Below are 22,099 nucleotides of genomic sequence, written 5' to 3' on the forward strand. Positions count from 1 at the left end.
TATCACCGTCCGCTTTCTGCTTTTTTGTGCTTCTCAATCGATTGAATTAACTCATCGAGTAGGACGGCGGCCCGTGCTCGCGTCGCCGCTTTGTCTGGTTTAGATAATCCGCTTTCTGCCATGTGGGGCCAGTTTGGCAAAGGTTCTGTCGGGATTCCCATACGCGCTCGCTTCTCCTGGACAAACTGTACCAGCTGCTTTTCTGTGACGATACCCTGTTGTGCCCAAAAACCGCTGCTTGGAGGGCCGTCGTCTCCACCGAAGAGGCGTCCATAGAGTAGTCGCAAATCCTGCCGTTCGATGGGTTCATCGGGACGGAATGTCCGGTCCGGATAGCCGCGGATGATTCCCCGTTCCCAGAGGCGGGTCAGTGTTTTCTCCGCCCAATGCCCTGATAGATCTTTCAGTTCTCCCCCGTTCCACCGAGGTATGGTCAGGTACCGTCCGACCACTTGTCCGCCGGCAGAGGTGGCTACGATTTGGTAGCCGCTTTCTCCCGGGACCGGTTCTGTCCACCACGCGTACTCTCCATTCGCGAGCACAGGCACATGGATTTTCTCGTTCCCGACGCTGGGGTAGATCCAAATATCGCTTCCGTTGGTCTTGCCGAGGATAAACACCTGTCGATCGACAGGTATGAGCGATGCATTTAAGGTGAGCGTTGATTCGTTGGCAGGCTTCCCTGTTCCCGCTATGGTCACGGCTCCAGCGTATTGCCCGCCTGTGGTCGATGATTCAGCGATTGGCGACCATTGAATCGTAGCGCCGGCCGTGATCAGTTCCGGCGGTACAGGAAGGCCTTGCTTGGTTACAGCTGTCAAAGAGAATAGCGGGATCCGCTCATTTTTATTGGTCAGGATCTCTTTTTTCCGTTTATCAAACTGCTGTACCAAGGCCATACGGGGCGCTTCGCTTTCGACAATGCGAAGCGCTTGAATGTTGTTGTCGCTGCCCAGTGTGATCCATCCCCAGGCGCCAATGGGAATCGTCGTCAGATCGACGGGCATATCCCATCGTTGCAGCAATGCATCGGCTTTTAGCTCACAGCGGTGCAACCGTTGAAACTGATCGGTAAAATAGATCATTTTGTCTTTGGCAGAGGCGAAAACGATCTTCCCCCAGAGGGATTGGCTTGTGGCCACCACACCATAGGCTTTCCTTTCCTGACCGATGAGGTTCGCCTGAACATAGTCGCCGCTGCGCAGTTCCCGCAGGTCGACTTTCTCACCGTTGCGCAGTATCGTCGCGCCGCTTAAGACAGGAAGCGCGCCATATCCCTCTAACTCTACTTCTTCTTTGTTCGGAGACTTTATCAGCAGGCCTTGCACGACAGTGCGCACTACTTCGATCTGGGTGACTATCTGACGCTGGGGATCGATGGTGAGGCGCACCTGACTCCCCGGCAACACCGAATCGGCCGGACGATTGGCGATGATGGGGCCCGGTACGCAAGCCTCTCCTTCCGGCTTTGTGACAGTTTGAATCGATATGTCCGGCGGCGCGCGGTAGACTTTACTGTCTCCGAAGAGCTTCAGTTCTTTTTTTTCGACTGACCACTGCTCCAGCCTGCCCTCCACTTTTCGATAAACGGCGTCGATTTGTACGGCTTTTTGATTGCCCGGGTGCACCCAGACGAGGGCTGCGGCTCCTTTCGCCTCCGACGGCCAAAGCGGCGTTGCCTGGCCATTGATCGTAAGCGCCGCTTGCGTATCCAAGACATACGCTTGATCGGTCAGTTCCGGTTCAGTGGGAAGGATGTAGCTTTTCCCACCGATGATCGTGACATCCACACTGCGCAAGCGTACTGCACGCGCAACGGCATAAATTCGCCGAGGGCTTAGATAGCACTGCGTTCCCTTGGGGAAGGTCACTTCCGGCTCTTTTCTTACCTGGTCGTTGATGACCCAGCGCAACGTCAACGTCTGGTTTCGGGCAATGTCCTGCAGAGGGGCACCGCCGGCCGATTCGGCTTCTGCTAACGGCTGTCCCATCACCACCGCAAAAGGCTGCCGGTCACGGGCGATCGTCACGGCGGAAACGATGATGCGGTATGTTCCAGACTGCGGTTTTGTGATGATGATCTGTTCGACGTTATTTTTCCGGTCGCGTCCGATCACACCCATGTGCGCATTGCCCGTATAGGTCGTTCCATCAGGAGCGATGACGGTAACATCCAAGTCGTTGACGAGACGTCCCTCTCGATCGATCGGATCGGTCCAAGCGAGGGTGACTTTCAACGGCGCCTTCTCTGTCCAGGCTTTTACTTCATAGCTCTTTTTTTCCTCGGCAGCTACGCCCTCTTTCTCATCGATAGAGGCAAAGCTCTGTTCATAGAGGGATAGAATGGAGCGGCCTACGTCGAGAAGGCCAAAGGTATTCTCATAACCGGACATATTTTCCACATGGCTTCGGGCGCCGTTGATCAAGGCGGCTTTTAACAGTGCTGCTGAGGGTTCTCTATGCTCCACCTCACGGTAGTACTGGCGCAACAGCGCCGCAGCGCCGCCTGTCGCCGCGGCAGCCATGCTTGTCCCTTGCATCCGCCGGTATAAGTGAGCTTCATCTTCGGGAAGGCCCGCAAGGCGAGGAGTGGTCGAGATGATCGCCATACCCGGCGCAAGCAGGTCCGGCTTGATCCGACCATCCGTCGTGGGGCCGCGGCTGGAGAGTTCCGCCATCTGTTGGACGTCGCCGCCGCCTGAAGAACCGCTCGGCCGGGCGCTGACGGAGGCGCCGACAACGAGCGCGTTCTTGCTGGTTCCTTCGCAGGTGAGGCTGTTTGGATCGGGACCCCTGTTTCCCGCGCCAAATATGGCAAGAAAATCTCTATGCTGAAAAGAAAAGCGGTCTGTCTCTAAGGCCGTTCTATTGTATGTATTTCCCGGCGTTCCCCATCCGTTCACATGGATGTAGGCGTTGGCTTTGTAGGCAGGTTCATACAGTTTGCTTATATCTTCCGGCGGCGTCACCTGACCGGCTTTGTCGACGATTCCCTGGATGTAAAGGCTCGCCTGGGGGGCCATCCCTCGGTATTTTCCTTGCGAAGCCGCCCCGGTGCCGGCGGCGATTCCCGCCATGTGGGTGCCGTGGCCGCTGGTGTCGGCTGTCGGTCCTCCCGCCCAGGATCTGATGTTCAATACCTTAGGCAGGCTTCCCGATAGGTTCCTGAAGTCCGGATGCAGGTTATTCAGATCGCCGCTGTCCAGCCCGCTGTCGGCGATAGCGATGACTTCTCCCTGCCCTTGAAGGCCCTTTTTGTGGATGACTTCCGGCACCGCGACAAGCGATGCGCCGATGATATCTCGGGTCCGATCGTTTAAGAGCTCGGGCTTAGCTTGTGTTGTCGTCGGCGTCCCTATGGGCCTTTCCGCCGCAACGGCTGTTTTCCCAAAGGGGAGCCCCGCCCAAGGGAGAGCAAGGATCAGGCCCAGCGCTATTGATCTTCGCAGGGAGTCAACTCGTTCCATCAGTCTTATCTCCCCCCTGTGGGCTTATTCCTTCCCTTGTCGCAGTACTGCCCAAACAAAACGCGGCAGGTTTAATTGCCGCCTCCATCGCGCCGGTTCTTTGATAAGCCGGTAGAGCCACTCCATGTGCCATTTTTGGCACCACTGCGGCGCCCGTTGGGCACGACCGGCAAAGACATCAAGGCTGCCGCCGATGCCGATGGCGACGATGTCCCTCAACGGGGTCCTTCGCAGATAGTCCCGAATCCACTGTTCTTGCCTCGGCGCGCCCAAACCGACAAAAAGCAGGCGGGGCTTCGCTGCTTCGATCTGCAGGTGCAACGCCGCCTGTTCTGCGGCTGACAGATAGCCATGGGCTGTCCCGGCGATCAGCAGACCAGGCAATTCGTCACATAAGCGCCGAGCGGCTTCCTCTGCAACCGACCGTCCTTCCTCTTTCGAACCTCCTCTGCGTCCGGGACGACCTCCGTAAAAAAAGCAGGGCCATTTCTTTTCAGCCGCCCTGTTTAAGAGGACGCTCATCAGGTCGATGCCGGTGACCCTCTCGGGCACCGGTTTGCCCAATAACGACGCAGCCCAGACGACACCGATCCCGTCGGCAGTAACCAGCGACGCCTCTGTTAGGAGTTGTTGTATATACGGGTCTTTGTATGCATGATAGAGGATCTCAGGGTTGGCCGTTATGATCTGATGGCGACCGCCCGCTTCGATCCGCTTCTCGATCTCCATGACAGTGTCTGCCATGCTCAACCTGTGCACAGGTGTTCCGAGAATATTCACCGTTTCGATAGGTTGGAATCGTTCTGTCGCATTTACTTGCCCCATGGCTCAGCGGCCTCCGCGTGATGGATTGCGTCTCTATCTTCAAGTAGTCCTACAGCCATGCTGGCCGTTTTTTCGGAACGCTCGCTCATCTGTTCTGCCCAGAGCCGGGCTTTTTCCCGCTCCGCATCGTAGTCATCCAAAATTCGCCGCACTTCCGCCAACAGTGCTTGTGGATGGAGCGGCGCCCCGTCTCCGAAGGCAGGTCTGCCCATTTCATTCATCATGTCTTTTACCTTCGGGTCATAGGCGATGCCCACAACAGGAACGCCTTGCATGGTCGCAAAGATCAAGGCATGCAATCGAAGGGCGATCACAAGGTCTGCTTCCCCAATCGAGGTTATTGCTCCGTGAAAATCGGTATGGTGTTGAAGCACCTCAACGGCAGGGTGCTTCAACTGAGAAGCCAATTCGATGCTGTACCGGGTATCTTCTGTGCGATGCATCGGCAGAAAGGAGACACGCCACCCCTGCGACAATAGGTATTCTGCAACCGCCAAGACGGACGATTCCAATTCGGTAAAGTCTGGCCAACGGCGCAGGCTAAAAATAACCCGTTTCGGTCCTGTTGTTCGGGAGATGGGATGCTCTCGCCGTTTGTATAACGAAAAAACAGGATCGGCAGTCACGACGATGGGGGGCGCTTCCACCCCCCACTGACGCAGCCGCTGCTGCGACGGAAAATCACGCAGGGTGATCAAGTGGACTTTGTTCGCCACCATGCGGATCAAGGTTTTGCCGAAGGCTCTGCGCACAGGACCTATCCCCTGCGCATAAAACATGACTTTTTTTCCAAACAGACGCGCCAACACGATGACAAGCAGGTAGTAGGGGATCGTAAGGATTCCGGTCACATCTTGCAGGAGACTGCCGCCTCCGCTGATCACCAGATCCGCTCGCGACAAAGCCAAGATAACGGAAAAAGGGTTATAGCGATGTACCGCTTCCACTTGGTGCAGTCGTCGGGTGAATGCCGGCTTTCCGGATAAGACGACAATGCGCACGTCAGGACGCAACCGTTTCAGTGTCTCAATCATGGCTTTGAGCAGCGCCTCATCGCCGGCATTGTCATATCCAAAATAACCGGAAAGTACAATGTTCGCCACGTATTCCCCTTCTCCCGGCACTAGAGTCCCGATCTAGCCGTATTTTAACACGACTGGTCTCCCGTTGCCAACCTGCCCGGCCTGATCCCTTCCACTCCCATCCTCAGCGGACCTGGTTCAAAAAGGCAGTGATCACCGTGGCGGCTTCTGCGCGAGTGGTCGACCCCCAGGGGTCGAAGGTTCCGTCAGGACGTCCGCTGATCAAGCCGGCGCGCACCGTCCGGGCGATGCTGTCGCGCAGGTTCTCCGTTGTTTGATACCAGTCGGAGAAGTGCTCCGGCCTGCCCCCATTGCTCAGGATCATCCTGCCGTTGAGCGCTCTCCCGAGCCAGGCCGCCATGTCTTGACGGGTGATCGGGCTATTCGGCAAGAAGATGCTCCCTTCCGTGATGATCCCTTGTTGGATCGCCTGGCGCAGCGCGCCGGCAAACCAAGCGTCAGCCCGAACATCATCAAAGGGCACAGGCCCGGCCATGGGCGTGCTCTTGCCGACGACACGCATCAGCAGGGTAAGAAACTCGGCCCGGGTCATCGGCCTATCCGGCTCAAAGATTCTGGCCGCTGTGCCGTTGATCAGGCCCCGTCCGGCCAGCGTTTCCACCTGCGGGCGCGCCCAATGGCCCACCAGGTCGATAAAGGGGGCTTGCGCCGCGCTGCTGAAGAGATTTGCGCCTGTGCTTCCATCGCCTTGTGATCCATGATAGGTTCCGTATGCGCCGGGGTAGGCACCATAGCTGTTTGTCGCGTCATACCGGCTCGGATCATAACCGGGGCTGTTCATGCTGTAGCCCGGGCCGTATCCGGGTCCAAAACCTGGCGGATAACCGGCCGGTGTCTGCTGGATCGGATGGAAGCCCGGATATCCGTAACTGCCCGGTCCATAGGTCTGGCTTGTACCGGGGTAGATCCCGCTTGTTCCCGTCGGCGTCTCAAACAAGGCGTAGCGGCCAAACTCTTCGATCCGCCCGTTCACCGAGCGGTCGGCCGTATTGACTGAGCTGCCCACTTCTGTCCATGTGCTGCCATTCAGTCGGTAGATTTTCAAGGAAGCCGGGTTGCTGACTCGCCAGTAATCATAGAAGAAGGAGAGATAAAGGGGATCGTCATGAAAGTCATCGTCGGAATAGCCATTGTTGCTGTAGTTGGAGTATTTGATCAGGGAGAATTCATAAGCCGAACCGACACGCACCCTTCCCGGCGGCGCCGACGCGGCGTTGTCGACGTATTCTTGCAGGCCAACGGCTGAACCGCCCGAGTCTTCAGGGCGATCGAGGTATTTCGTCGGAATCTTCAGTTCCACATCTGGGGTGCTGATCCGTACGCTGCCGCCGGAGTATCCTTTGAAAGCGCCACCCGCAAAGGCCACAAAGCGGTTTTTTTCCGTTTTCACCGATCTATCGATGCCTTCGATATCACCTGGATTGATGAGGACGATATCGGAGGGGGAGACGGTGAATTTCAAAGCGCCTTCCAAGGCATCGGCAATATGGCTTCGGTCTTTTGACCTGCCGGAATTGCCGGTGCTGCTGTCCCATTTATCAGTCCGCTCACTCGCTTCGTTCGATGCGTTGCTTTCCCGAGCCGGATCGATGCCAGAAGTCGCTTTATAAGCTTTCACATAACGGGTGTACCGCGTGTCCGGCTTTAAGCCTGATTCCCGGAAGGATGTCTTGTTCGCGTCCACTCTTCCAACAAGGTCATCGTTCTCGTCGTAGATCTTAAAGCCAGTCTCGCCGTAAGAATTATCCGTCCAGGACCAGAGGATCTCCCGGCTTCCCTGTTTTGCGCCGGTCAGATTGCTCGGCGCGGCCAGTTCTTGTACATCAATGGTTTGATATGTTGACACAAAGCGTTCACCGACCGGCGTGACGAGCACAACGGCAAGCTTGTGCAGACCGTCATCGAGCCTGATACTCTTCGAATACTGCTTCTGCGTCGGGTAGTAGGTCATTGTATCCAGTTCAGTGCCGTTTGAATCATATTGCAGGTCGATGATCTTGAACTTGCTGTTGGCCGGAGCGGCGCCCGTATAGGTCCATGCCACCTTAACCTGGTTTTTGCCCACGATCGACAAGGTCGGCTGCGACGGTGCGTCGTAGGCGGCTTGGGCGACGGTCAGCATATCGACCCGCGTAAAAGCGCTGTCTTGCTCCTGCGGCAGAGACGGCGGCAACAAGGCCGATAGGACAAAGCAGAACAGCGTGATGAACAGGCTGGAAAGAGATTTACGGTGGACCATGAATTCACCTGCTTTCTCAATTCATGTTTAACAGGCGGTCACGATAGTCCTGCTTCATCGTGTGCTGAAGGAAGTCAACGGCGCGAACGAGCATCGCCGCCGCTTCGGCGCGGGTGAGCGTTTCGCCCGGGCGGAAGTAGCCGTAGGCGTCACCGCTGATGATGCCCAACTCTTGCGCCACATAAATGGAATCTCTCGCCCAGGGGCTGATATCTCGATCGTCGTAAAAGGGCAGAGGCGGGGCGCCGGACGGGGCCAACGTCGCTAAGCCCAAACCGCGGACGATGGCTGTCGCCGCCTGTTCCCGCGTCAACAAGCCATAAGGATCAAACCGGGTGGAGCTGACTCCGGTCAGAATGCCTTTTTCTACAGCCAGTTTTACCTCATCATAGCCGGAGGCAGTCGGTGTGATGTCGGCGAAGGGAGACGGTGGCGGCGCCGTCTTGGTTCGGCTGCGCGGCGTCCCTGTGGCGCCGTTATAGGCGCTGGTGTTCATGCTTGCCGTCGGTTTTTTCGCTGTGGCTTTTTCACCCGGCGGCGGCAGGTTCGGATAACCGGCTGTGTAGGCGATCATACCTTGGGGTCCGTCGGGAGAGATTACGCCCAAGGTCTGGACAAAAGCCCTTGCGAAATCAAGCCGTGTGATCGGCTGGGACGGCCCAAAGTACCCCTGTTGCATCTCCCATGCCTTGACACCCGCCAGGCGTTGGATATCCCTCTCCGCCCAATGGTTGCGGATGTCTTCATAATTAGGCACAAACATGCGGTGCACTTTCGGTGTCGTTAGCCAAGACCACTGCTTCTCGCCACGGTCGCGATCGCTGTTGTTCCACCGATAGGGCAGGTCATACTTGGCAATGATGGTCGAACTCCCTTGTTCGTGGATGAGATAACCGCCGTCGAAGCTGATGTTGACTGGGTCGTTGTATTGGTAGGAAAGATTCCGGTCTGTAGACAAGTTGATGGTAAAGTCGACTTGCCCGTCCCAGGATCGGGTCAAATCCGGTCCGGAAGCAGCAGCAGTGCTGCTGCTTCCGGGAGAGTATTGAAGGATTTGCGTCATGCGCTGCGTCTCGGATCGACCCCAGTTGTGATCATAGCCGACAGTGTTTCCTGAGATATCCACTGTAAGACGTCCGGCGGTTTTGTTGACGCTGTAGATCTTCCGACCTTCCCAATTGCCGCTGTAGTAGTCGACCACAGGGTGTCTGTCCATGAGCGTCGATTTGTTCAGCCGGTAATCCTCCAGTTTATACTTGACACCGTCGATCTGAATGCTCTCACTGAACTTATCCACCTGGGATGTCCGCACCACCTGGTTTTTGTCTTCCCGGTTGGCGCTCATCTCGACAAAGGTGGTCGACCGGCTCAGTTTGTTCTTTCCGGTGTCGTCGGCCAAGGTGTAGGTGATCTTCGTTGTCGTCGTGTCACCCCTTCCTGCGCTGACAGTGACTTTGAAGGTTCCCTTCATCAGGATTGGTTCGCCGGTGACGAAGACGTATTCCGAGTAGTCATACTCGTTGGAGACACCTCCTTCGATCGTCAGGTTGCTCGACTCCGCTCTCGCTGTCGAGGGACTAACGAGGATCGAGGCGGTAAATCCCAACAGAATCATTGCACTTCCAATGCAGCGGGATAATTTGCCCATTGACGAAATTTGCCTCCTTATTGTCGGAATATGAAGCGAGCTCGCCCGCTTTGAGAATCACGGATAAAGAGGCAGGTGTCGTTGACGCGAAGATCGCTGCTGTCGATCAGATCTCGCTTGTCGATGACAACGGCGCCGTTCAAGCTGACCGTGGGGGTTGTGCTGTTGGGCAGCCAGCGGCGACTGGCATCCGACCAATCGCGCACTTGCTCCAGGACGACGCTATGGTCGGTGCTGTTGATGCTCTTGATGCGCGCCAAGGTCGTCCGATCCTGCGGCGGCTGTTCTGTGCTCGGCCCATCAGCTTGCAGCGCGATGGCCAGAACACTCCCGTTCTGGACGAAGGCATACAAATAGGTGTCATCGAACTGGCCCGATGGCCCTTGGCTCAGGAAGTCGCTGATGGGGATTCGCGACGATGTAGCGCCGCGGAAGTCATAGACGACGGTATTGTAGGTGGGTTTGATCGAGTAGACCCCATCGGCTCCAGAGAAGCGGGTCCAGCTGTTGTCTCGATAGCGGCTGTAGAGTTGCAGCACAATTTTCCCGTTTTTGTCCATGGAGCGGATAGAGCCCTGCACCAGCCCATCCCCGACTTCGGTTGTTTGCATGTGGTCTTTATCGACGGTGATCAAGGCGGCTCGATACCCATTGCGTGTCGCGTCGGCAAATGCCAGGATCGGATCACCCTTTTGCAACTGCTTCGGATCGACAAGACGGCCATTGCGCAGGATGATGGTCGAGTTGTCGATGGACAGGTAGTTGCCATCAATATCGAGGCGCAGGCTGCCTCCCGGCACGTCGAGTTTGCTCACGCGATCATTGAAGGTCTCCATCGTTCCATTCAAAAGGGCCATCCGGGTGATCGTCTTTCCGTCAAAGCCGTCGCTGGCGCTGAAGATGACTTTCCGGCCTTTGCCGTAGCGCAGGAAGGCTTCTTTGGCAACAGGTTGTCCGTTGATGCTGACGGCGCCCGCTTGGCCGATGCGGCTTTGCATCTGACCGGCTTCACTCGTCCAGGTTCCGCCGACAAACTTGCTCACTTCGCGCAAGGTGATCCATTGGGTGACGGGGTTGATGTGGGTGATCGTTCCTCGGTATACGGCTTCGACTTTTCGATTGCGCACCGGTATCTCGATGACCGCGATCGCGCTACCACGATAGTCGGATAAGCGCAAGCTGACCGGATCGCCGATGGTGAGGTCGTCGAGGGTGGCGTATTCCTGTCCTTGGCGGACAACTACGCCGGGCGCATAGGGATAGTAGACGTCTCGTCCTTGCTCATCGATGATCCGCACCCCGTTAGCCTCGACAGAGGACAGCCGACCCTGGCGAATCTTGCTTTCGTTCGGAATGGCGCCGGGATCGGCCACAGGCAGGTCGGCCGTGATCGTGGTGATCCGATCGCCGGCAGCCTCGACGTGCAGGTAGGTACCGCCGGGGATATCTGCCATCTTCCGTTCTTCACCGCTGATCCATATGTGCGCTCCCGGACTGAGTTGCCCTCGCTGGAGCCTGCCCCAGGGATCGAGGATGACGATCTGACCGGTCTGGGGGTCATGGTTCATGAGGTTGCCTTCAAAGGTTCGGCTGCCGGGAAGGACTTTTAACAGGTAGGCACTGCTGATCTGTCCGTTGAGGGCCGGCAACGTATACAGTTCGCCTTGATCGCCAGGCGCTAAGGCGTATCCGTCTTTCGCACCCTCTTTCCATACAGCGATGCCTTCGCCCCAAGGGCTGGCGGCTGTAGAACCGTTGATCGCCAGGGCGGTCTTCTCCCCCCCCGGACCGACGAGATGGATCCGGCGGGTGCGAACGCCGCCCGGCGCCGGATCGGTGTCGTCGATGTCATTGACACTGACAGGGATGATGAGGCGATTTTGTGCCGGCAAGGCTTTTTTCAGCCCGTTGACCAGGACGAAAGCGCCTTCCGCTCTGGTGACGGGTTGCTTCGGCAGGAACACCATCTGGCCCTTTTCCATGCGGCCATTGATCAGCCCTTCCCGCAAAGCGGTCTCTATGTAAGGGACGGAGTCGGCGTTCAAAAGGTTCCAGTCTGTGTAGGTGTAGGTATTGACGACTCCTTCCTTGACGGGCGGGAGTTGCAAGCCTTTCACGGTCCACAAGGCCAGTTCTTCCCGGGTCACCGGGTCATCCCAGGTCCCCGTCAGCGGCCGCGCCGGGTTGCCCAAGAGACCTTTAGCTTGGGCGATGTCGATGATCCGCCGTCCCCAGACAGTCCATGTGTCGCCAGTGAGGGGTCGTTTCCCCGGCGTCTGTAATTCGGGCATCCAACCCGCCAACCGGGCGATGCCCAACAAGGCGTCTCGTTTGGAGAACAGGGCATCGGGATTGGCTTTGCCCTGGCTGTCGGCCACAATGAGTCCGTGCACCCCGGCCATGAAGAGGGACTCCTCTGCCCAATGTCCTGCCGTATCGGTGAACGTCGCCCCCTGGATCAGGTTCGAGGCGTAGGAAACTCCGGCGATTTGGTTCGGCAGTACAGCCTGCGCCGCCGCCGCTGTCGACGTTGCCGACAGCGGCGTTAACGTCAACGGCGTCAGCATCAAGGCGGCACTCAGATACAGGGCGTGCGTTTTATGGGACACTCTCGTCATGGAATATTGCACCTCTTATTCATCGCGCCTCGTTTGCTGTTCTGTATCACACCCGTTAATCGGCAAAGATAGCGTAATATCCGGCGCGGTTTACGGCAGCCGACAGCGCGACGGGATCGATAAAGGATTCTACGCGGACCCATGTGCGACTCATGCCATCGTAGTAGTATAGGTTCGGTCTCTTGCCGAGTGGCGGCGTCTGGTAGTTCAGTGTCAATGTGAGCGCTTGCGTAAAGCGGGCCGGCGCAAAGGCTTCTTTGTCTTTCTCATAGATCAATTGAACTTCAAAGACTTTGGAGATGGGCCTGCGGAAGCGGTTGCTCAACAAGGCGCGTTCTGCCTGCTCGGCAGGGGCCGGTCCCACTTGGAGAGTGCCTTGGCTATCGGTCAGGTTGCCACCATTGTAGCGGATGGCCAGGGGCGGTATCAGCACCTTCCACTCGCCGCTGTCGAGGAGCACCGGGTTGGCATACCCCTGGGCGTCGGGCGCAAAGGAGACGGCTTTGGTTTTGGCTGCCCCCATGGCGCCGGTCCGCAGGTCGTAGTATTTTTCAACCTTCTTGCGCAGGATCAATTTGGCGCCTTGCGGCGTGATGACGACCTCGCTATCCGGTTGCCCGAAACCATCGAAGCCGCTTTCATCGGTGGTGGTGGCGGACACCTCTTCCGAATAGGGTCCAAGGCCGATCGAAGAGATGGCGCGGACACGAAACCAGTACTTGGTCTTCGGGAGCAGCCCCTTCACGAGGGTGTAGAGTTGATCGCCTTGTTTGCGGTCTGTAGGGACGTTCTCATAAAGGCGGTAGTTGCCCCGTTCCCCCTCCGACAGTTCTACTTCATACGCCTTGGCCATGTTGACGGCCGGCCAGGAGAGGCGGATGGTGTCTTTGCTGACCGCTTTGGCGATGATGACCGGCGCCTCTTCCGGCAATCCGTCATCTTTGTAATAAGTGAATCCGTTCGTCAGTGTATGGGAACTGCCGTCAGGGTTGGTGACGGTTACGTCGACAGCGGCTTTGGTGTTATCTCCCGGTATGGCCGGACCAGGCGGCGTCTTGACGCGGATGACGCTGTCTTCCGTGGAGAGGACCGTTGCTGCCGTCGCACCGAAGGTCACTTTTGCACCGGTGACAAAGCCTCTCCCGTTGATGACCACTTCAGTGCTCCCTGAAGCAGGACCGGCGTTCGGCTTGATCGATTCGATCAAGGGCATCTGGGTGTAGGTGAACTTCTGGTACAGATGCCCTTCTGAGCCGTCCGGATTGATGACGGTGATGTCCACCTTGCCCACCTCATGGGGCGGGATCAGGATAGACAGTTCTTTAGGGGTGACGCTGGTGACTGTCGCTTCCACATTGCCGAAGAGCACCTGCGGCATTCCGCCTTCCTGGATGAAGCCTTTGGAGTTGGCATTGATCGCGGCGGTGATCACTGCCGGCAGGTTGCCGTCGGTAGGGGCGCGGTCGGGCGTGATGCGAACCAGGTCCAGTCCGCCTTTTGGTTTGGTGTAGGTAAAGGAGTCTGTGGCGACGCCGCTCGTGCAGTCGAGGCGGCTAACGGCCGTGACCTGAACGGGGAATTCCTTCTTGTCCTGCCAAGCCGGGTCGGTAGGCCAGGGGTAGGCGGGGAGGACGACTTCCCACTCCCATTGATCTGTCAGGCTGTTTCCCGGGGTGATGAGGCGCACCGGTTCACTGCTCAGATCCTTGTTCGGGTCAGCCGGGTAGTTGATATCTCCGTTGGCGTCATTGGGCATGACCCGGATGCCGCCAAAGACGAAGTAGGGCCACTGTTCTTTTTTGTTCCAATCGATGAGCAGGTTGGTCATCTTGATGCGCACAGGCGTGCCGCCGATGGCCGAACCGCTTGTCGGTTCAATGGCGTTGATGACCGGTCCCTGTTCATCATTGAACAGGCGGAATTTTCCGCTCCAGGTTACCCGCTGCCCATCCGGGTTATAGATGTGAATGGGAATCCAGTGATTGGGGTCCTTCTCATTGTAATAGTTGAAGAGTTTACTCAACAGGGGAACGGTAACACGGTAGACACCGCGTCGAGTCGTTGCGTCGTATGTGACCACTTCAATCCCTGTCCCGCTGACGTCTTCGCCGATGCGCGTCTTGGTCACGTCATAGGGGCCGGTTCCGGGAGTCCGGTTGCTTTCGCCGAAGCGGACGATGAAGCCTGTTCCGTCATAGACGAGATCCTTGGCGTCAATATAGATGACAGGGCGGGTCGGATCGTCCACATCTGCACCGCAAGGGGAAATGGCGGTGATGGCGGGGTTCGTCCCTGTGTAGACAAAGCCCTTTTTCAATGTGGCTGTGCCAAAGTCCCAGTTGGTGACGGTCACATCTTTGGCGCCGCTGCTGTTGACAGGGACGACGGCTTCGATGGTTTGATCATTCAGCTTTTTAACTGACTTGGCCGGGACGCCGCCGAAGGTCACTTGCGGCAGGACGATGATTGTCGAGCCTGGAGCCACTGTTTTGGCGCCTTCGATGGTCTGGAAGGTGATCGGCTTATCGGTGTTGTTGCGAATCGTATCGCGGAAGTCGTTGCCTTGGATCACGACGGTGATGCCGCCTGTCGTTGTGCCATTGTTCGGGCTCACTGATGCGACCGACGGTGTGCTTCCCGGCGCGACATAGAGGTACCCCTCTGCTTCGGTGAATCCGGAGCCGCCGTCGGGGTTGGAGATGACGACCCGTTTCCATCCCACCGTATGGGCCGGCGTGCGCACATAGATGTTTTTGTAGGCGGCGCCGTTGCTGGGATCGGTATCGTCGGAGGTCGGCAACACCTGGATCAGAGGCGCCTCTTTACCGCCGATGAAGATCTTGCCTCCATCGCGGTAATCACTCACCTTGACGGCGATCTCTGTGCCGCCCGTCGTCGGACCATACCGGGGGGTGACGCTGTCGATGCGAGGGTAGCTATCCACCATCTTATAGGTGTAGGCGCCCTTCAGCAGTGCCGTCGCGCCATCGGGGTTCATGACGCGGACATCGACGGGGCCCGGCTGTCCATTCGGCGACGGCGGGGCGAATACTTCGATGAGGTTGGCTGTCACCCGGTGCGCTTTCACTTCTTGCGATCCAAAGTAGACGACCGTGTTATCGACCGTGTTCCCGTCGCTGCCAGCGCGTCCATCGTTGCCGGTGCCCGGGATGAAACCGCTCCCCAAGATGACGACATAGGTCCCGCCGGTGACGCTGCCGACAGCAGGTTGGAGCGAGTCTGCTTTGGGGGTGCTTGATGTGTTTTTGTACTGGAAGCCCCTATAAGGCGGGGAAGCGCTGGCGTCCCATATGTTCATGACACGGATGGGGATGGGGATGCCGATGTTGGTGTTATCGTCGAGAAAGGGGTAAATCTCTTTGACAGGCGGAACAATGACATGCAGCTCTTTGTCGCTGACTCGTGTGACCTTGCCCGGTCCGGAAACGGGTGTATTGGCAAAGTAGACGACGGCGTCTTCATCAAAATCGTTGCCGGTGATGATCACTTCAATGTTGCCGCCCCTTGGCGATTTTGACGGGACGACGGAATCGATCTGGGGGGAGCGTTGGGGATCGCGGATGAAGAATCCGTCTTTGTAGGTGTAGCTCTCGCCATCGGGGTTAACGATCGTGATAAAAGCATCGTCCGTCGGAGTCAGCGTTCCTGCCGGGAGACTGTCGGGCAGACGGAAAAACAGTTCTGTCGGGGAGTTCCACTGGATGCTGTAGACGTTGTCCACAACGTTATCGGGGACAGCGTAGTTGTTGACGCCGGCCTTATCGTTGATGAAGATTTGGAGCCCTTTCATGAAGTCTTGACCGTTGAGTCGGACGATGTTACCGCCTTTTGTTCCGACTTTTGACGGTTCCGGCTTGGTGATTTTCGGAAGGCTCAAGTAGGTGAATTGAACATCCTGTTCATTTGTCTCACCGCCATCGGGGTTCCGCACCTTGATTCGATAGGTTCCAGGCTCCGGCCATGTGGGAAAGGTGACTTCCAATATCTGAGGGTTGATATACGTTACGCTGTTTGCCGGCAATGGCCGTTCGCCGACAAAAACCTGAGGCGGCGCTCCGCTCGCATTGCTGTAAAACTCGGTTCCCTTTATGTAGGTTTTATAGGGACTGTCCCGCTTCGTCTTGGCTGTCTTATCTGGGGAGGCTGTGCTGTTCGGATCGGTGACAAAACCGGTAAGGGTAGGTCGGCTCTGGTACGGCAGATAGGTGAAGGATCTATATGTGCTGGTGCCGTATCGAGTGATCACTTTAATCTCCCATGACCCCACCGGACCGGGGGGAACTTTCACCTTCAGCTTGCCTTTGCCTTCAATCGTGACGGCGTCGGAACTGTTTGATGTGCTCGATGGCCCAAAGCGAACTTGCGGGTAGCTGGGCAAGCCTTGGACGGTGCGCGTGGTTCCGTCGAATTTGTCCTGATCAAATTTCTGTCCGTCATCGTAGATGGTGATTTCTTTGACGTTCCCATTGCTATCTTTGCCATCCATAAAAGCTTGCCGGTCAGTGCCTTCGATCCGTAGGCGGTAGGGATTCTTAACCAGCCAAAAGGCTTGTTGCTCGACCGTGAGGAATCCATCTGTATTGCGCAGGCCAACGGACACAGGTGTAAATCCGTCTTGGTTGACCAGGTTCAACCCGGTGAGGCGAACCTGAATCGATTGCGGAGAACCGGTCGTATCGGCGCTTTCAATAGGGTACTTGATTCCATTGATGTAGGCTTCCATGTTCTGTGTCCCGCTCGACGTCTTGAAGTTGAGGCCGCTGATCTTGATGAGGTAGCCTTTTTGCCCATTCTGGTCATACAGGTCATCCGGATCGGCTGAACCCCACTGTTTCTGCGGTGCTGAACCGTCTGTTGGCGCATAGGGAAAAAGGTTCTCTACAGCGTGGATAGTTGGCAGATTGGGCGTCCCGCCCGGCCAAAAGTTAAAGGGACCAAACACTTTCTGGTAGGACCGGTTGATTTCCACTGCCTCCGTTTGCCCCGTCAGTTCGGTGCTTCCCTTGTTGATTTTATTTTCTTCACGCAGATAGGCATTGAAGGTGCCAAAGGTCGTGGTGACTGGTGAGTCAAATCTGATTTTCGTGTTATCGATCACTGTCGCATTCTTTGGCGGCGAGTCTCCGGCGTTGATGATGTATGTTGTTCCTGGATCATTTTTGAAGTTGCTCCCTACAATCTCTCGCTGACCGGGGTTGCTGACATCGATGTTGTAGGAGCCAATCAGGTTTGTGATGCTAAAGGGCGGATCCATATCGATCGCATTCTTCACTGTCACGAAGTCGGTTGTGCCTTTGCTGACTGTCAGGTCGTATTTCTGTCCCGAGAGTAATCCGGTTGGCAGATCTAAGGTGACTGTGCTGCTCGCACTGGTGATCTTGGGGAATGTAAACTGTCCGCCACCGATATCGATCACGGCGCCTTCCAAGGACTGATTTGCTCGGATGGTCAATCGCCGGGTCAATCCGTCGCCGTAGCTGTAGTCGATGCTTTGTATTGCAAAAGAAGCCGCCTCTGCTTTGGGCAGCCATTGTCCGGGCACGCTGAACAGTTGTATGAAAAAAAGGAAGAGCGTCCATAGCGAAACGATTCGCTTTTGTTGTGTTCCTAACGCGCTCAACCCTGCTTCCCCCTTTTTCGTCAAACTATAGCCAAACACCCTCTAGGTGATGTCTAGAGGGTGTCTGGCTGTAATTCCGTTGCAAAACCGATGTGGGGATCAGATGCCTAATCTTTATTGAAGTTACCGTTTCAGATTATTCGCCTGCCCCAGCATCTCATCGGCTGTCTGGATCGCCTTGGTGTTCACCTCATAGGCCCGCTGGGCCGTGATCATGGCGACCATCTCATCGACGACCTGCACGTTCGACGACTCCAGGTAGCGCTGGGCGATCCTTCCGCGGCCATCGGCGCCGGCATCGCCGCCGATGGCTTCGCCGGAGGCTTCGGACTGGGTGAGCAGGTTGCGTCCCTCGCGGTTGAGACCTGCCGGGTTGGGGAAGGTGTAGAGCTGGATCCGCTGCCCTGTGTCGACCCGCTCGCCAACAGCATTCTTATAGGAGATCATCCCGTCGGCGTTGATATCCAGATCGGTGGCGCCCTCCGGCAAGGGGTCGAAGCCGTCGAGGCGGAGGCCGTCGGCGTTGACCAGGTAGCCCTCCTTGTCCAGCTTGAAGCTGCCATCACGTGTGTAAAAAGGCACGGCGTCATTGTTCGGGTTGATCAATCGGAAGTAGCCCTCGCCGGTGATGGCCAGGTCATAGGGGTTGTCGGTCTGGACCATGTTGCCGCTGGAGATGATGGTGGTGATGGAGCTGGGACGGACGCCGGCACCGACCTGCATCCCTGTGGGCACCTGGGCGGTGGCGGTCCGGATCGTGCTGTAGAGCAGGTCCTGGAACTCGGCCCGGCTCTTTTTGTAACCGTTCGTGTTGACGTTGGCCAGGTTGTTGGAGATCGTATCCATGTTCAACTGCTGAGCGATCATGCCTGTCGCCGACGAGTACAAGGCGCGCATCATAAGGGTTCACCTCTCCGTCAATTAGGATCAACGATAACCTATATCGATCGTTCCGAGGATCGATCGATCCGACCGAAGTTCAATCAATTCGAAGATCGTCCAATCCGAAGATCGATCAGTCAGAAGATCGCCCAATCTGAAGATCGTCCGATCCGGAAATCATTCAATCCGAAGATCGAGCGTTCCAACGATCGTTCGATCCGAAGAACGAGCGATCCAAAGACCAATCAATCCAAAGACCAATCGATTCCAAATACGCTCAATCTGAAGACCCTCCCGGGCTTCTGCAAAACAGTCTGGCCCGCTTATCCTACACCCTTCCCAACTCGGTGCAAGCTTTTTCCAACGTGCCGTCTTGGGATTGAATCGCTTTCTGATTGGCCTCATAGGCCCGGGCGGCGCTGATCATCTGCACCATTTCCTGAACGACGTTGACATTAGCCAGTTCCAGTGCGCCTGATCGGATCTCCCGCTCTCCTATTGCCAGATCGCGCACGCCGCCTCCGTCTCCCTGTTCATTCAAGCGGTAGAGGCTGTCACCAGCCTTGACGAGGGGAGGGGCCTGCCCCGGCGTTTCGTCATATCCCACGATGCGCAACTGGGCCACTTCCGTGTCGCCGCTGAAAATCCGACCGTCGCTGTCGATCCGGAGGTTGCCTCCCTGAGGAATGCGGATGGCGCCGGCTGTCCCCTGCACCGCAAACCCCTCTGTCGTGACCAAGGTCCCGTCAGCCCGAAGGGAGAACTGACCGTTGCGGGTGTATCGCTCTTCACCGTCAGGCCCCATGACGACAAAGTAACCGCGACCGATGATGGCCAGGTCGGTCGGGTTCTGGGTTACCCGCAGGCCGGCGCTGGTGGGATCGGTCCAGATGGCGTCCACAACAGCGCCTGTGCCTATCCTGCCGATGAGCGGATTTTTCTCGGCTTGTCCCGGTTCGGCAGGGCTGAAGTCGTGCATGCGGCGGATAAGCATCTCCGGAAATCCGCGAAAGACGGCGCGGTCCTTCTTGAAGGAAACGGTGTTGACGTTAGCCAGGTTGTTGGCCGTCACGTCTTGGTTCGTCTGCTGAACCAGCATGCCGGATGCTGATGTATAGAGACCGCGAATCACTGCGCCTTGCACCTCCCCGAATGGGCGAACATCGCGAATCACTCGTGCGCTCTCGCCGTCGCTGACGGCTTTTGAGCTTGCACCCTCCCGAATAGGCAAACATCGCGAATCACTCGTGCGCTCTCGCCGTCGCTGACGGCTTTTGAGCTTGCACCTTCCCGAATAGGCGAACATCGCGAATCACTCGTGCGCTCTCGCCGTCGCTGACGGCTCTTGAGCTTGCACCTCCCCGAATGGGCGAACATCGCGAATCATAGGTACACAAACGAAAAAAAAGAAAGCATCTCTTTCTGTATCGAAGCGACGCGACGGCGACTTTAGCGCCGTTTTTCCGATCGCCAGATAAAAACCAAGATTTCCCTGAATCGTTATCGTCATCGCCTGTTATCGACCGATACAGTCAGTCGTGGGAGCGGCGAGATAAAAGCGCCGAGATCACCTCTCCCGGCGCTGCAAGACCTCCTGCAGATAGGCGGTAAACTCTTCGGCCAGGTCGTCCCGCCGCAAGGCATAATCGACGGTCGCCTTCAGGTAGCCGATCCGATCACCCACATCGTAGCGGATCCCTTCAAACAGGTAGGCGAAAAGCCCCTTGTCGCATTCGGCGTGGAGGGCGTGCAAGGCGTCGGTCAGTTGGATCTCGCCGCCTTTGCCCGGCGCCTGGTTTTCCAGGATGCAGAAGACCTCCGGCTCGATGACATACCGTCCCATGACGGCCAGATCGGAAGGCGCCTTCTCCGGTTCCGGCTTTTCCACAATGGCGTCCAGCTTCCACAGGTTTGTACCCGCTTCTGCGGCGAGAGAAACCATCCCGTAGCGGCGGCTGTGCTCCCTGGGGACAGGCTGCACCCCTACGACAGTGCCCCGCACCTGATGGTAGGCCTCGATCAGCTGGCCGATGCAGGGTCTGTTGGCATGAATCACGTCATCGCCCAAGAGAACGGCAAAGGGCTCCTGACCGATGAAGGAACGGGCGCAGTAGATGGCATGGCCGAGCCCGAGCGGTTCTTTTTGACGGACATAGTGGATGTCGGCCAGGCTGCCGATCTGCCTGACCGACTCGAGGAGCTCCCATTTTCCCCGCTCTTCCAAGAAGACCTCCAATTCTACGGAGCGGTCGAAATGATCCTCGATGGCCCGTTTGTTCCGGCCGGTGACGATCAGGATGTCTTCGATGCCGGCGGCGATGGCTTCTTCGATGATGAACTGGATCGTCGGCTTGTCGATGATGGGCAGCATCTCTTTCGGCTGGGCTTTGGTGGCCGGTAAAAAGCGCGTCCCCAACCCGGCGGCGGGGATGATCGCTTTGCGAACCTTTTTGTGCACGTCGTCGTTCCCACTTTCCTGCGATAATGAAAAAGAGAACCTGTCGAGGGGCCGTGGCGGAGCAAAGGCTCCCTTGCCCTCAGTATGTGTCGGTTTTTCCCCTTTACATCACTTTTTTCGACAGGATCGTATTTTTTTGCAGGTAGTTGAGCATCCCCAGGGCCAGTCCCGTCCCCAGGGCGACACAGGAGATGGCCTCTTCGGCCACATGGACGGGGAGCTTCGTCTCTTTGGCGATCAGCGTATCGAGGCCGTTGAGCAGCGAGCCGCCGCCGGTCATGACGATGCCCTTGTTCATGATGTCGGCCGCCAGTTCGGGCGGTGTCCGTTCCAGCACCTCTTTGACGCCGCTGACGACGGCCTCGATGTTCTCCTGCATGGCCCGGAAGGTCTCCATGGCCGAGACGCGGATCGTCTTCGGCAATCCGGTGACCAGATCGCGGCCGCGGATCTCGGCGAACTCCTCCCCTTTGCGTCCCGACGGGTAGGCGGTGCCGATGCGGATCTTCAGCTCTTCCGCCGTCCGTTCGCCGATCATCAGCGAGTGTTCTTTGCGGATGTAGCGGACGATGGACTCGTCAAACTTGTCGCCGCCGACGCGGAGCGACTTGGAGCAGACGATGCCGCCGAGGGAGAGGACGGCGATGTCGGTCGTGCCGCCGCCGATGTCGACGACCATCGAACCGGAAGCCTCGGCGATCTCCAACCCGGCGCCGAGGGCGGCCGCCAGGGGCTCTTCGATGAGATAGGCCTGCCGCGCCCCGGCCTGGAGCGCTGCCTGGCGCACGGCCCGCTCCTCCACGCCGGTGACGCCGGAGGGGATGCAGACCATGACCCGCGGTTTAAAAAAGAAGGATTTGCCGCAGGCTTTGGTGATGAAGTAGCGGAGCATCCGCTCTGTCACATCGTAATCGGCGATGACGCCGTCGCGCAAGGGCCGGATCGCCACGATGTTGCCCGGCGTCCGTCCGAGCATGCGCCGCGCCTCTTCGCCGACGGCGATGATCGAGCCGGTATCCTTGTTGATGGCGACGACGGAAGGCTCCATCAAGACGATGCCTTTGCCTTTTACAAAAACCAGCACGCTGGCTGTTCCCAGATCAATCCCGATATCGATATTTAAACCAAACAATGCCCTATCCTCCTAGCCTGCTTTCCTGATTCGATCCTATGTCAAATACAGTATACCCTGTCGAATCCATGCAGCCAAGGGGAAAA

11 protein-coding genes are annotated in these 22,099 nt (G+C 57.3%); all 11 read right to left on the reverse strand.

What is annotated here, in order from left to right; translation table 11 throughout:
• Positions 1-2 precede the first annotated feature (2 nt).
• Positions 3-3,467 carry a S8 family serine peptidase gene (locus tag HM1_RS03860; protein WP_012281980.1) on the reverse strand — a complete coding sequence of 1,155 codons (3,465 nt, stop codon included), beginning with the start codon at positions 3,465-3,467 and terminating at the stop codon, positions 3-5.
• A gap of 24 nt (positions 3,468-3,491) precedes the next feature.
• The gene (locus HM1_RS03865; RefSeq protein ID WP_012281981.1) at positions 3,492-4,292 is read right to left on the reverse strand and encodes a WecB/TagA/CpsF family glycosyltransferase; all 801 of its coding nucleotides are present in this window, start codon (positions 4,290-4,292) and stop codon (positions 3,492-3,494) included.
• Positions 4,280-5,395, reverse strand: coding sequence for a polysaccharide pyruvyl transferase CsaB (gene csaB, locus HM1_RS03870; RefSeq protein ID WP_012281982.1), 1,116 nt, complete (start codon positions 5,393-5,395; stop codon positions 4,280-4,282). The genes HM1_RS03865 and csaB overlap by 13 nt, the downstream gene beginning before the upstream one ends.
• A gap of 103 nt (positions 5,396-5,498) precedes the next feature.
• Positions 5,499-7,634 (reverse strand): S-layer homology domain-containing protein, encoded by a 2,136-nt coding sequence (locus HM1_RS03875; RefSeq protein WP_012281983.1) that lies wholly within the window; start codon positions 7,632-7,634, stop codon positions 5,499-5,501.
• 16 nt (positions 7,635-7,650) lie between these two features.
• Positions 7,651-9,282 (reverse strand): S-layer homology domain-containing protein, encoded by a 1,632-nt coding sequence (locus tag HM1_RS03880; protein ID WP_012281984.1) that lies wholly within the window; start codon positions 9,280-9,282, stop codon positions 7,651-7,653.
• 17 nt (positions 9,283-9,299) lie between these two features.
• Complete coding sequence (locus HM1_RS03885) at positions 9,300-11,900, reverse strand: S-layer homology domain-containing protein (RefSeq protein WP_012281985.1); 2,601 nt, start codon at positions 11,898-11,900, stop codon at positions 9,300-9,302.
• A 55-nt stretch (positions 11,901-11,955) separates the two neighbouring features.
• Entirely contained in the window at positions 11,956-17,541 is a 5,586-nt protein-coding gene (locus tag HM1_RS03890; protein WP_012281986.1) for an IPT/TIG domain-containing protein, read from the reverse strand.
• A 123-nt stretch (positions 17,542-17,664) separates the two neighbouring features.
• Positions 17,665-18,441, reverse strand: coding sequence for a flagellar basal-body rod protein FlgG (gene flgG, locus HM1_RS03895; protein ID WP_012281987.1), 777 nt, complete (start codon positions 18,439-18,441; stop codon positions 17,665-17,667).
• Between the two features lie 310 nt (positions 18,442-18,751).
• Positions 18,752-19,555 (reverse strand): flagellar hook-basal body protein, encoded by an 804-nt coding sequence (locus HM1_RS03900; protein WP_012281988.1) that lies wholly within the window; start codon positions 19,553-19,555, stop codon positions 18,752-18,754.
• A gap of 435 nt (positions 19,556-19,990) precedes the next feature.
• A complete protein-coding gene (galU, locus tag HM1_RS03905) occupies positions 19,991-20,881 on the reverse strand; it encodes a UTP--glucose-1-phosphate uridylyltransferase GalU (protein ID WP_012281989.1) in 891 nt (296 codons plus the stop codon).
• Positions 20,882-20,984: 103 nt separating this feature from the next.
• Positions 20,985-22,013 carry a rod shape-determining protein gene (gene mreB / locus HM1_RS03910; RefSeq protein WP_012281990.1) on the reverse strand — a complete coding sequence of 343 codons (1,029 nt, stop codon included), beginning with the start codon at positions 22,011-22,013 and terminating at the stop codon, positions 20,985-20,987.
• Positions 22,014-22,099 lie beyond the last annotated feature (86 nt).

The organism is Heliomicrobium modesticaldum Ice1 (genome assembly GCF_000019165.1).
GTDB classification, from domain to species: domain Bacteria; phylum Bacillota; class Desulfitobacteriia; order Heliobacteriales; family Heliobacteriaceae; genus Heliomicrobium; species Heliomicrobium modesticaldum.